The organism is Jatrophihabitans endophyticus (genome assembly GCF_900129455.1).
GTDB classification, from domain to species: domain Bacteria; phylum Actinomycetota; class Actinomycetes; order Mycobacteriales; family Jatrophihabitantaceae; genus Jatrophihabitans; species Jatrophihabitans endophyticus.
The window spans coordinates 406,424-418,109 of the sequence record NZ_FQVU01000002.1 but is presented as its reverse complement, the minus strand read 5'-3'; the positions used below and the strand labels follow the sequence as shown (position 1 = coordinate 418,109).

The 11,686-nt window shown below is 65.3% G+C and carries 12 protein-coding genes; 3 read left to right on the top strand and 9 right to left on the bottom strand.

The window, feature by feature from the left end; all coding sequences use genetic code 11:
• Positions 1-382: 382 nt before the first annotated feature.
• From BUE29_RS07350 to BUE29_RS07320, 8 genes are all read right to left on the bottom strand, one after another.
• Positions 383-844 carry a hypothetical protein gene (locus tag BUE29_RS07350; RefSeq protein WP_073388141.1) on the bottom strand — a complete coding sequence of 154 codons (462 nt, stop codon included), beginning with the start codon at positions 842-844 and terminating at the stop codon, positions 383-385.
• Positions 841-1,356, bottom strand: coding sequence for a hypothetical protein (locus tag BUE29_RS07345; protein WP_073388139.1), 516 nt, complete (start codon positions 1,354-1,356; stop codon positions 841-843). Before BUE29_RS07345 ends, BUE29_RS07350 begins: the two co-directional genes overlap by 4 nt.
• A 113-nt stretch (positions 1,357-1,469) precedes the next feature.
• Positions 1,470-1,811, bottom strand: a complete 342-nt coding sequence (locus BUE29_RS07340) for a DUF2958 domain-containing protein (protein ID WP_084180821.1) — start codon at positions 1,809-1,811, stop codon at positions 1,470-1,472.
• Positions 1,808-2,071 carry a hypothetical protein gene (locus BUE29_RS07335; protein ID WP_073388137.1) on the bottom strand — a complete coding sequence of 88 codons (264 nt, stop codon included), beginning with the start codon at positions 2,069-2,071 and terminating at the stop codon, positions 1,808-1,810. Before BUE29_RS07335 ends, BUE29_RS07340 begins: the two co-directional genes overlap by 4 nt.
• A 299-nt stretch (positions 2,072-2,370) precedes the next feature.
• Complete coding sequence (locus BUE29_RS07330; protein WP_073388135.1) at positions 2,371-2,919, bottom strand: hypothetical protein; 549 nt, start codon at positions 2,917-2,919, stop codon at positions 2,371-2,373.
• Positions 2,920-2,936: 17 nt separating this feature from the next.
• The gene (locus tag BUE29_RS21355) at positions 2,937-3,653 is read right to left on the bottom strand and encodes a hypothetical protein (protein WP_084180820.1); all 717 of its coding nucleotides are present in this window, start codon (positions 3,651-3,653) and stop codon (positions 2,937-2,939) included.
• 364 nt (positions 3,654-4,017) lie between these two features.
• Complete coding sequence (locus tag BUE29_RS07325) at positions 4,018-6,414, bottom strand: hypothetical protein (protein WP_073388133.1); 2,397 nt, start codon at positions 6,412-6,414, stop codon at positions 4,018-4,020.
• A gap of 91 nt (positions 6,415-6,505) precedes the next feature.
• Entirely contained in the window at positions 6,506-6,727 is a 222-nt protein-coding gene (locus BUE29_RS07320) for a hypothetical protein (RefSeq protein ID WP_073388131.1), read from the bottom strand.
• A gap of 144 nt (positions 6,728-6,871) precedes the next feature.
• Between BUE29_RS07320 and BUE29_RS07315 the strand changes: the two genes are divergently transcribed.
• Positions 6,872-7,924, top strand: a complete 1,053-nt coding sequence (locus BUE29_RS07315; RefSeq protein WP_159440840.1) for a PIN domain-containing protein — start codon at positions 6,872-6,874, stop codon at positions 7,922-7,924.
• A gap of 2 nt (positions 7,925-7,926) precedes the next feature.
• Entirely contained in the window at positions 7,927-8,634 is a 708-nt protein-coding gene (locus BUE29_RS07310; protein WP_073388127.1) for a hypothetical protein, read from the top strand.
• A gap of 8 nt (positions 8,635-8,642) precedes the next feature.
• Here the strand turns inward: BUE29_RS07310 and BUE29_RS21905 are convergent, their stop codons facing one another.
• Complete coding sequence (locus BUE29_RS21905; protein ID WP_143168048.1) at positions 8,643-9,467, bottom strand: hypothetical protein; 825 nt, start codon at positions 9,465-9,467, stop codon at positions 8,643-8,645.
• A gap of 781 nt (positions 9,468-10,248) precedes the next feature.
• Between BUE29_RS21905 and BUE29_RS07305 the strand changes: the two genes are divergently transcribed.
• Positions 10,249-11,685, top strand: coding sequence for a hypothetical protein (locus BUE29_RS07305; RefSeq protein ID WP_073388125.1), 1,437 nt, complete (start codon positions 10,249-10,251; stop codon positions 11,683-11,685).
• Position 11,686: the final 1 nt, after the last annotated feature.

Below are 11,686 nucleotides of genomic sequence, written 5' to 3'. Positions count from 1 at the left end.
AGTCCATCCCTTCCCCTCCTACTTCGGGCGTAGCCCGACACAGCTAAAAGCTGTCTTACTGGCTGAAGCCAGGTTGTTAGAGGTGGCCACCTTCCCGGTGGCTCGCTTCGCAACAACTAGAAGCGCTGGAAGCGGCTCCATCCTCTCCGCTCGCCTCTGCTCTCGTCAGTAAAAACCAGCTAGTCTGGTACCACTAAAAGCTTTCTTAATAGCATCGGGCTAAGCTGCTCCCCGCCCGGCGGCTCGGCGCAGCGCGGCGGCATACCGCACCGGTGGCTCTCATGAAGAAGCCCCGGAGGAAAGCCGTAACCCCGGGGCTCTTCAATGCTATTTAGGTAATCAGCCTGGGCAGCGGACCCGCAACCAACGCAATGGTGTTATATCAACTCTCCCCTCGCTCTTCGCGGGTGGTCTCGCGCACGAACCACTGGCCCACCAGCCACAGCGTGGTGCGGTAGCCGGCGAGCGTGGGCGGCTTCCAAATGGAGATCACGCCCTTGAGCTTCAGGTACTCCTTCGCCCAGCGCTGCTCGGCGGGAGACAAGCCGAGGCGGGCGGAGATGTAGGACTCGGCGAGCGGGTGCACGCGCCACTCGTGCTCCACCTGCCAGCGGAGCACCGTTTCCGCGATGAGGAGAGCGTGGGTGCGGGTCATGCTCCGCTTCACCTTGCGCACCGCGCCCGCGTCGAATGCCTCCTCCACTCGGCGCAGGCACAGCGTGTGACGGCGGCCGGGCAGGGGATCGCTGTCGTCAAGACGGCGGAGGAGGTAGGAGTAGTACTCGGGGTCGGTGAGGCGAAGCTCCGCAAGCTGCGCCTGCTCCTCCTCCGTCACGGGCTTCACGCCCAGTCCTCGGGTAGTTCGAGGTCGGGGTCGGCGGCGTCTTCTCTGCGGCGCGCGTCGCGGTAGGCGAGCGCGGAGGGAAGGTCGGGGAAGGGGACGTGATCGCCCCACACCACGCCGCAGCGTGCGCCGCGCTCGTCTCGGCAACGCTCCACCACGTCATGGGCGGAGAGGTAGTGGAAGCCCACGTCCTTGCTCCACACCGTGCCGACCGCGCGGGCGGCGAGTTCGGTGGAGCCGAGCGTCCGCGCCTGAGCGTGGTGCAGCTCGCGGTAGGTGGCGGTGTTGCGCAGCCATCCAGCCCGCATGGCGTGGTTGTCCTGCATCACCTCAAGGGCGCACTGGACGAATTGCTCCGGCGTGAGGAAGCCGCGGAGGCAGAAATCGTTGTAGCAACGCTTGATCGCGGCGATGATGGCGCCGTGCGCGCCGGAGAAGTAGGCGAAGTTCGCGCTGTAGAACTTGCGCTTGTGCTCGCGCCAGAACTGCTGGGGGTCGGGCTTCTCGGTCATGGGCTTTCCCTCGGTGAGCGTTGGTCGGCGACGGGTGATTAGTCCGTCCACCGGCGAATATCGCTTCCGAGGCAGAGCCGAGCTGGTGAGCGAGGCACCGGCGCTCCGCCTCGTCAGATGTCGCGGTACAGCTTCGGTGTCCAGTGCACGTCGCGCTCCACCACCAGCGTGAAGCCGTAGGGAGTGGAGACTGCAAGCTCCTCCAGTTCGACGACCGACACGTACCCCCACTCCGCCATCTGCTCGTCACCAAGGTTGGCGTGCCCGAAGGCGAGAAGCGAGTCCGGGTCCAGCTCCGCGATGAGCCAGGTGGCGGCACCGCAGAAGAACTTCAGGTGGATCTCTTTGTCGGAGAAGTCGGTGTCTTCGGTGCCGTAGAGGTCGGGAATCTGGGCGAGTGTGGCGACGTCCGGCAGGAAGGCGTGTCCCCGACGCTCGCGCTGCGTCTCGTTCATCGGGCGCTCCGCACGATGGTGACCTGGAACTCGCCGCCGGTGCTGAAGCTGAGCACCACGCCGTGGTTGTAGGTGAGCACGCCCGCCTCACGGAAAGTGCTCACGGTGGCGGAGAAGTCCCCCGGCACCGCCTCGCCCTCCTCCTCAAGCACGGAGGTGAGCGCCTCCTGCAGGAGGTCCAGGTGCACGAGGTAGCGGAACGCTTCCTCGAGGTGGCGAGAGGTGACGGTGGGCTGCGGGTCGATCTTGGCGTTGTCCATGGCGCGGCATGGTGAACGGACGCCACGACAACGCGCACCACCAACGGTGAGACGGTGCCTGAGCGGGCGAGCGCCTGGGGGATGGTCGATGTGCGCGCCTGCGGTGCTCATGCTGCGAGCGTCCGAGCTAGACGGGTGGAGCCACGTCATCGCCACGACGGCGGGGCTACGCGTGGGCGAACGCGTGAGCCGGCGGCGCTCACTTCTCTCCCTCCGCAGGAGCGTGATCTTCGGAGGGAGGAAGTTGTGTCACCCGGCGGGCGCGGAAGGGGAATGCACGCCCGCCGGGGAGTTCTGGGTCAGCGGCGCTTGCTGGACACTGCGTAGGAGTGGTTGGCGTCGAGTCCGTAGTACCAGCCCTTGGTGCCGCTCTGGTCAGTGAGCAGGTAGGCGTACACGTCGCCGTCGCCCTTGTGGACCACGTTGTGCATGGTGCCGAGCTGGTAGGTGAAAACGCGGGTGTGCTTGCTGCGGGTGGCGTACACGGTGCGGCGAACGCCGTTGCCGTTGTCGCCGGTCTTGTGGGACTTGGCGTTGTTCGCCGCCCACTCCGCCAGGATGGACAGCTTCTCGGCGTGTCCGCCCTTCACCTTCACCTGCATGCGGGCGGTGAGGGTTGCGGAGCCGTTGCGCTCGGTGGCGACGGTGAAGCAGTTGCGCCCCTCCGCGGTGTCGAGGTGCTTCGTCTTGCTCTTCCACAGCACGCCCCACTTGCCGCAGTAGGAGTAGTGCCGGGGCAGAGGCTTGGAGTGATGCAGCGGGGAGGCGAAGGCGGGGAAGCCGCCGAGGGTGAGGAGAGCGAGGCACGCCAGGAGCGCGCTCACCGCGAGGGTGCGGATGGTCTTCATGGGGTTGTTCCTTGCGTTCAGGCGCTCTTGCGCTTGCGGGAGATAAGGAGGACGAGGCCGCCGCTGAGGAGCGCGAGGAGCGCGATGCCTGCCGCGATCACTCCGGCGTGCGAGTCGCTGTTGTCCTTGGTGACGTGGGCGGCGTTCTGCACCGGTGCAACCGTCGGAGAGGTCGAAGGAGTCGCGCTGACGGTGGGAGTGGCGCTTGTTGTAGGAGCACTCGTGGTTGGCGTGGCGCTGGGCGTCGGCTTTTTGGTGGGTGCCTCCTTCACCGGAGCCTTCGGCTTGGGCTTCGCCTTGTGGTGCACCGGCGCGTGTCCGCACCAGCCGTCGTAGCGGGAGCCGGTGTAGTCGCCGTTGGGGCAGTAGTCCTTTGCGGGCGGCGTGTAGGTGTGCTTCGGCAGCGGGGTGTAGGTGTGCCCACCGCCGTTGCCGCCGGAGTGGTGCGAGCTGCCACCGGAGGAGGAACCCCCGCCGGAGTGCGAGCCTCCCGAAGATGAACCGCCGCCGGAGGATGAGCCGCCGCCGGAGTTGGACCCGCCTCCACCGTTGCCGAGATTGCCGCCTCCGCCGCCGAGGCAGAGTATCGCCCCGTTGGGCTCCTTGATCTGATCGCTGGGAGGGCAACTCGCCGCGTGCGCGGCGGTGCTGCCCAGGAAGAGCACGGCGAAGAAAGGCACGAAGGTGAGCGTGAGCAGAAGCGCGGTGCTTCGAATGTGAGTGGTCATTGTCATTCCCCTAACAATGGTTGCCTTGGCCTTTTACCAAGTTCTCCGGATGGAGTGCGGCTAAATATCAAAACGTGGTTACGAGCGGGAGGGTGTCTGCCAGGGGAATGGTGACGGGCTTCTAGCGCCAGTCAATTGGATGTAGGAGAGGAGTGAGAATTCCTCTCTTGAAGCGTGCGGCTACAGGGCATGGCGGAGTTGGGTGGTAGCTGCGGCGAGACAGCGGGAGCGAGGACTTTCTCTGTAAAGCGCATTTCCCGTGGGCATCACAGTCCCGTGATTCTCTCCGTGAAAATGACAGCTCTCACCGCCGTCCCCTCGCCGAAGGGGATCAGGCGAGGGGACGGTGAGCCTCGGAGAGGTGGAGCTGTTAGTTGGTGGTCGCCCGCACGAAGTGCACCTCGCGGTAGTAGGGGCTGTAGGTGACCGGCTCCGGAATCCAGGCGCCTGTGGAGTCGAGCCTCGTGCCGAAGGCGAGCCGCCCGTCCAGCGTGTTGGTGATGGCCGGTTGCCCCTGGTGCTCGATGTCGCCGGTGGAGTTCTTCACCAATGTGGTGAGCGCCGGGCTCGCGGCCGCCGTCCCCTGCATGGAGTACACCTCGCCCTCGATGCCGGTGGAGACAGTGCCGAGGGTGTCGGTGCGCTGGTCGTGGCTGTCGAAGCCCACCACCACGGGGAAGGTGTTGCTCACCTGGGGTGTGTAGATCCACTTGGTGGTGAAGACTTCCGGCTTGCCGGCGTCGGTGGGCCAGTCCGCCTCCATGCCTAAGTTGGTCACCTGGCTGGGCACGAGCCCGAAGTACTTCTCCTGGACGGCGTTTACCGACCCCCACTGCGACAGAACGGGAGCGGGTGAGGCGTCACTGCCGAAGAGCGGTTGGCCGTTGGCCATCATTTGGAACTGACCCGTGTCGCTGACGCCCGGTGCCTGAATGCTGCCGTTCCAGAGGGAGACCATGGTGGCGGTGGCGTCCTGCCCGCTGTAGCTCACCACGCCCCCGGACTGTGGCCGGTAGAGATCCACGCTGGTGGCGTGAGGCGTGTTGTCACGAAAGTAGGTGACGGAGGCCGGGCTGCCGGTGGAGGCTTTCTGCCCCTGGTAGGCGCAGAGCTTGTTCCACTGCCCGGCGCGATCGCCTTCGCCCCATCCCCACTGCGGCTCGAACTCGTTGAGGTTGTCGGTGCGGGAGATCACTGAGCCCGCGAAGTTCTTCGTGCTGTCGCCGTTGTCCACCACGGTGGCGCCGGCGGACTGTCCCTTCTGGATGGCCGCGCTCGCGTCACAGTGATTGGTGAAGATCTGGTAAAGGCCGCCGTTCTCTCCGGTCTCGGTGTTCTCGCCCGTGCCGCAAGAGTGCACCGGTGATCCGCTGTTCTTCCAGGCGGTCCAGGCGGTGTAGGAGAAGTAGTAGCCGGTTTCGTCGCCCACTCCGTACTCCGCTCCGGTGTTGTAGAGCGTGAAGCTGTACACCTGAGTCCTCACCCGCGTCCGCACCTGGGGCTGCTTGGTGGTGGGGGTGAGGAGGAGCTGGATGCGCTCGATGTTCTCCCGCACGGTGAGGATGCCGCCCTCAGCCAGCCCCCTCTTGTTCTCGGCGTTGACCGCCACGCTGCCGTGGCTCACGCCCACGTTCTTCGCGGCGGCGGCGTTGAGCTGAGCCACCGTGGGGCAGGTGTTGTTCTTGTAGTTGTAGCTGTTCACGAACTGGCCGAGAGGCATCACGGTCTCGGTGGTCTGGTACACGAGCTTGTCTGGACCGGGGTGAGTGCGCTGGCCGAAGTCTTCGTCGTCCGGCAGAAGGTCGATGTTGTAGCCGTAGATGTACTCAGGCGACACGGTGCGCTTCCCGCTCGTAGTGAGCAGCCGAGTCTGGGTCTCGGTGTTGCGCGTTCCGGTGCGGTAATAGCAGTAGGCGCCCATCTTCGCCCCCGTGTTGTAGCTCGCCCGGATGGCCGCGCCCGAGTGTTGGATGTAAGCCCTCACGTGGTTCGGATCGCTCGATGACGACGTGGGGCAGTGAAGCGCGCACTTGGCGAGAGCGTCGCTGGCGGAGGAAGCCTCGGTGGTGGCGGTGTTCACGCCGCGGCGGATCACGTAGGTGTGGCTGGTCACGCCGTAGCCGGAGCAATACTGCACCGGAGGGTTAACACCGGGGATGTTGCAGTGAGCGCCGCAGCTCAGCCAGGCGCACACGTAGGTGAGGTACTTCCCATTGGATGCTCGGTAGTTGCTCCCTCCGAGTTCCTTCCATTGCGCGTGGCTCCCGGCGCCGAAGCTGCCGTCGCTGATCTCGGACTCGATCCACCGCTTGATGGCGAGCCGTGTGGGCGCGTTGTCATAGCCGCTCGCCTTCGCGGAGCGAGTGAAACCCGCCGAGATGTTGCTGTCGTCCTGGATGAGATCGGTGAGCTTGTTCCTCATGAACTTGAAGCCGCCGGAGGAGGTGGGAAGGCTGATGTGCTTTCCCTCGTTGCCGCCGCTCGTGGCGGTGACGTAAAAGATCCAGGAGCCTTCAGCGGCGGAGGTCTGGCACGAACTTCCCGTGAGGGTGTTGTTGGTGCAGCCGCTACCTGTCTTCGGCACGGAGCCGTGGGCGAACTCCCACTTCGTGTTGAAGGCGGCGCAGCCACCTGGGCCGCTTCCACCTCCGGAGCCCGAGCCTCCGGACCCGATGCCGCTTCCAGAGGCGTAGGCGGGAGAGGAACCGACCAAAAGGCTGGCGGCGAACGCCAGTAGGAAGCCGACGAAGATGCCGAGGACGGTCACCTTCCGAGTAAGTGCGTGTGTCATGAGTACGCCCCTTCGCTTGTGCTCCCGAGGGAGCGGTTGATGAGGGGCGAATATCGGAGCGGCGTGGTTAGGAGCGGGAGTCCTCCGCCTCCTCCTCCACCGGCGGCGGGAGCGGGATGGGGCGTCCGCCTTCACCGTCCAGGCGCACGTAGATGCGGGGACCGACCCGCACTGTCTCCAAGCCAAGGGTCTGCTTCTTGTAGCGGCGATAGCCGGTGTTGAAGTGGAGCCCCTCGCTCTTCGCCCATCCGGCGAGCGAGATGGTGGCGGGCGGACGCTTGATGGCCATCGGATTCCTCCAGCGGTAGGTGGTGACAAGCGAGATATCGCTCGCGTTGCCACCGTCCGCTCTCAAGGACTCGGGAGCGGCGCTCCCGCTCTGGCATGGAGCGCCGCTCCCCGCCGTGCCATGACACACGCACCGGAAGCACCGGTGAAGAGCAATATCAGGTGCGGGAGGGAGGCGCCGGTGCAGCGGTGCTCGCGCTGGCGCTTTTCGATTGCATCAACACCTGTTGACGAGCGGCGCGAGCAGAGCATCCGTCTCGCCGCGACGCGGGAAGCGTTGCACCGGCGCAGTGTGCGCGAGCCAAAAACTGTCGGACCCGCGTCGGATGATGGCGGCATGATGGTCGAGCCCCGCCGCGGAGTCCCAGCTTCTCTCCTAGAGGAGAAGCTGCGGTACGTCCACAACTCCGCCCAGAACGCGTTCAACGGCAACTCGGACGTGCATGCCCAGGTGGAGCAATACCTGAGCTGGGCGGCGGAGGCAGAACGGCAGCTACGTCCGGTGATGGCAGTCGAAAATCTCGACCGCGTTCTGCTCACCCGGCGCTACTGGGCGACGCACGCGAATCCCTCGTACTCGCCAGCCAACGTGCGCGCTGTACAGGAGGAGGTTCGCACGCGCGAGCGTCTCTTCGAGGAGATGGCGAAGGCAGTGCTCGACGAGCGACGGCGGTGGGCAAGCGCCGAGCCGGAAGTTGCGTTTGTCGTTGCGGACACCAACGTGCACCTGCACCACCCCTCCGCCTGGGAAGCCATCCACTGGCGCGCGGTGGTCGGATGGCAGAACAGGTCTCGCGCGCTCATCCGCCTGGTCCTGCCGATGCTCGTGGTGGATGAGCTGGATAACGCGAAGTGGAAGAACAACGACAAGATCAGGTCGCGAGCGCGAACCACGCTGAAGAAGATCTACGGCGAGTTTGGCTCCGACCCCACGACCACATGGGAGATGCGAGCGGCTGATCTGGACTTCGGTGCGGTGCGCGCGAATCTGCTCGTGGACGAGCCCACCCACCAGCGCTTGGAGCGGGCGGACGACGAGCTTGTGGACCGTGCGCTCATGCTCTCGGACTTCATGGAGCAGAGCGTCATGGGCAATCGCCTGGTGTACTTCGTCTCCTACGACACGGGAGCTGCTTTGCGCGCGCGGTCTGCGGGGCTCAGGGTTTGTCATCTCGTGCACGGTGAAGACGGCAACTAGCGATGACGGAAGAGGTGGACACGCAGTACCGCGCGTGCGCCCGTGACGCGCTACAGCTCTACGCAACAGCGACAGGGCAGTTCGCGGTGCCGCAGGAAGGGACGGTGAAGTTCCAAGCCACCTTCCCTCTCGCCATGTACGCGCTCAACCAGGTGCACGCCGCGCTCATCCTCGCGGAGAACAAGCGGGAGTACCTAGCAGTGGCGAACGTGCGGGTGGCCTACGAGCACGCCGTCACCGCGCAGTGGGTGCTGTTCACGAGGAGTGCGGAAGAGAAGCTCGTAGGGACGCTGCACCGGCACAACCGCTTCGTGGTGAAGGATCTCGCCACCTACGCCAACGTGCCGGATGAGTTGCTGACCGGCTTCGGCGAACAGGGTGATCCGGTGATGCCGAACTTCAAGGTGCAGTGCGAGGCGCTGAACCCATCAAGCGATGCACTGATCTCCCTCTACCGAAACCTGACGGTCGGCGTGCACCCATCGTCAGCCACCCTTGCCCAGCACCTCACCGCCTCCCATGAGCACGGCATCACTGGCGTCAGACTCGGCGCGGTGCAGGAGGCGCCGGTGGACACCTGGATGGGATGCGCGCTGTCCACTTTGGCGGCTGCCTTCGTCATCGAGGTGCAGCGAGAGGATCAACCGCGCATGCCGCAGGTGATGGCGCTGTCCGAGAAGTACCGCGTGCCCTTCGACCTCCGTCGCTGACCTTTCGATCAGTTGCAGTCATTCTTAGAGATGGTGGCGTCCGCAGTGTTATTGAAGAAGTTGTCGCCCTTCGGCTGTACAAACACCTCCGTCCGCAGAAGGTTGCTGCCACAGCGGAGGTCAACGAGCGCCGGCGTAGAAGCGGTTATCACCACGTAAGCTCCCGCGCCGGGCGCGTAACTGCCAATGAGGATGCCGTCGGTAACTACCGCGTCGGTGGAGGTAATGGGTTCGCCGTGAGGTGTCGTGGAGTTTACGAGGTACGTCGAATGAGGAATCATCGTAATGCCTCGCGCGAGCTTAAGCCTTATCTCGACGTCACGCTGAACCGAGCTACTCGTGTTCCGATACTCAACCTCGTACTCGACCAGTGTGGGCGAGTCGCGTGGAGTGATGGCGCGAACCCAGCATTGGCCACGTTCCGTTGTTCGCACGTACAGATCGGCATCTACCACATGATCGCTGCGACCTGTCGGGGCACCTGTCGCCGTGTCCTTCGGGCACGCCTTCGCCGCTGAAGCGGAACCGTAGTAGTTGTTGACAACGCCTCCGACATTCACCTGGCCATTGTTGGTGACGACTTTGGCGGAGGACCGGCCGCCACCGCTGAGCGCAATCGGAACGACTACCCCGGTAACTGCGCCGACGAGAAGTGTCGCAACGATGCTCCAGAACGCCAGCTTGTGCTCGCGCTGCCAGCTTGTGAACCCCCCCGGCGCCCGCCATGCATGGATCGTCTCAGACGAGGACGCACGACACACCGGGGTTGTGGCGCTGCACCGGCATGAGGCGCTGCGCCGGCGCTTCTGCCGCGAGGCGACCGCGTGCTGCACCGGTGCTACGCCCACGTACGCCGCGCCGCGCTCAGACAGCTGCACCGGTGTAAGTGCTCCTGCACCGTCGCGCGCTGCACCGGTTCACCATGCAGAGCTCACCCGCCGCCTCGCCGACGTCGACCAGAGCAAGGGCGAGCTTCTTCCCCTAGGCGGATGGGAGAGCGAGCCGTCCCTCCCTTCGGAGAGCGCCGCGCTGCTCGCCGGTAATGAGCTTGGTAATGCAGCGAAGCTTTACCGGTAATGCTCGAAAAAAATAGCCGGGGACATTCCCAAGGGAGGAGCGCTCCGCCGCTCCGCTCCCCGCTGTTCCCCTCGGACTCGGCTTCGCCTCGTCCCTGAGGTGAAAGCTGTCTCCTGTTCCATACGGGCGAGTGCGCTAGCAACGTCCGAGAGCGTTGGTGGACTTGTTGCCCTGTGACAAGTGCCGGCACTACTGACTGCTTGTGGCTTGTTCGGAGAGACGGGCGGGTTCTTGCTCCCCGGTGGTGAGCTGCTTCAGGCAGCGACTCCGCTCGGGGGCAAGAGCCGTCCGGCTCGGGTGGGGTGGCGTCGCCGGGGAAACACTTCCCCTAGAGACGGTTTCGGCCAGGACTGCTTGCAGTGCTGGCAGGTGGCGGCGGAGCCGCTTTTCCTTCTCCCCATTCGGCGAGAACCCCCCGCCCCCAAGTCCGCCTTGCTCCGCAGGCAAGTCGCACATAAACGGGGTAATAAGTGCCCCAGGTAAGTCCTGATATTACCGGTAAGCGATTTCCCGCATTACCGGTAAAGGACCAAAGCCATGACCACAGATCACTACGACGAGGACGACGACCTGGCCGAGCGCTTCATGCTGGAGCACGCGGCAGAGAACCAGGCGAAGTACGGCGGCAGACACGCGGAGCGCGGCGGCGAGAGCGAGGCTCCCAGCGCGCCAGCGCCGCGAGTGCGCATACCCGCGCCCGTTCCTACCGCAGCGCCCGCACCGTCTCCCGCCGCCGAGCAGGAGGACTTCGACGCACAACTCGCCGCTCTCCAGGACGAGCACGAGGAGGTGCCGACCGTCGCCAGCGTGAAACGGACGGAGGAGCCGAACGTAGAGACGGAGGGAGTGCGGCTGTTCCCAAAAGCCTCCGGTGGTGAGCGCAGGAAGGGGCAGCACCGCCCCGGTCTGAAGCGCGCGCCACGCTTCCGTCTCACGGACGAGGACTCGTGGGTGATCGAGTTCCTCGCCGCTGCCCGCTACGGCACCGCCAGCACCGTGAGCTTCTTCCTCGGCAAGGAGCGCAGGACGGTGGAACGACGCTTGAGCAAGCTCACCGAGCGCGGCTACCTCTTCAAGCGCAGCGGCTCGTCAGCGGGAGCACTCTTCTCTCCCACCGAGTTCGGCCTGGAAGAGGTGGACATCCCGGCGCGAATGGAGCAGGAGGACTTCAGTCTCCGGGCGGTGAGCCACACCTTGGCCGCCGCCAATGTGCTCGCCCTCCTGCTGTCCGGCACGGCTCGCCCCTCCTGGGCGAAGCTGCTCACGCTGCCGGACTTCCCGGTTCACGAGCACTTCCTCACGGAGAAGGAGCTGCGTCGGCAGGTGAATCTGCGGCAGGCCAGCATCAACACACGCCGGGACTCCAAGGCTCCACCCTGGCGGTGGGACACCGGCGAGCTGTACCACGAGCGCGACAAGCGCCTCACCAAGTGGGCGGCTGGCCAGGAGGCTCACGGCGCGAAGCAGGAGGTGGAGCAGCCGTGGACCTTCCTCATCCTTCGCCATCAGGACCTGGGCGAGTACGGCTATCACCTGCCGGACCTGATGCTCACCTACCCGCGCTTCAGCACCACTCACGAGGCGCGCGCCGTGGCGGTGGAGGTGGAGCTGCACGCGGTGAACGAGGACAAGCTGCACAACGCCATGCGCGCCTACGCCGAGGAGTTCGGCAAGGGCGCGGCGAGCAGCTACGGCAGCGTGGTGTGGCTGTGCCGCAACGAGAAGGTGGCGAAGGCGGTGGCAGCAGCCGTCACCGCCGTCATGCCCCGTGACCTGTGGGCGAGAGTGAAGGTGCAGGTGCTGGACTCCCGCGCGCTCACCGGCGTCTCCTTCGCCGGGCGGCAGGCGAACTTCACCCCTGACCAGAAGGCTCGCCGCGACGCCAACCTGGTCACCGAACGCTTCACTCGCGGGCTCTACAAGACAGAACGGACGGCACTTGCCGCCGCCAAGACCTCGCGAGGAGGTGAGTGAG

Coding starts and splice junctions, on each gene's coding strand:
- BUE29_RS07305 (WP_073388125.1), top strand. CDS start 10,249: ATGACCACAGATCACTACGACGAGGACGACGACCTGGCCGAGCGCTTC.
- BUE29_RS07340 (WP_084180821.1), bottom strand. CDS start 1,811: ATGAACGAGACGCAGCGCGAGCGTCGGGGACACGCCTTCCTGCCGGAC.
- BUE29_RS07310 (WP_073388127.1), top strand. CDS start 7,927: ATGACGGAAGAGGTGGACACGCAGTACCGCGCGTGCGCCCGTGACGCG.
- BUE29_RS21355 (WP_084180820.1), bottom strand. CDS start 3,653: ATGACAATGACCACTCACATTCGAAGCACCGCGCTTCTGCTCACGCTC.
- BUE29_RS07320 (WP_073388131.1), bottom strand. CDS start 6,727: ATGGCCATCAAGCGTCCGCCCGCCACCATCTCGCTCGCCGGATGGGCG.
- BUE29_RS07335 (WP_073388137.1), bottom strand. CDS start 2,071: ATGGACAACGCCAAGATCGACCCGCAGCCCACCGTCACCTCTCGCCAC.
- BUE29_RS07345 (WP_073388139.1), bottom strand. CDS start 1,356: ATGACCGAGAAGCCCGACCCCCAGCAGTTCTGGCGCGAGCACAAGCGC.
- BUE29_RS07330 (WP_073388135.1), bottom strand. CDS start 2,919: ATGAAGACCATCCGCACCCTCGCGGTGAGCGCGCTCCTGGCGTGCCTC.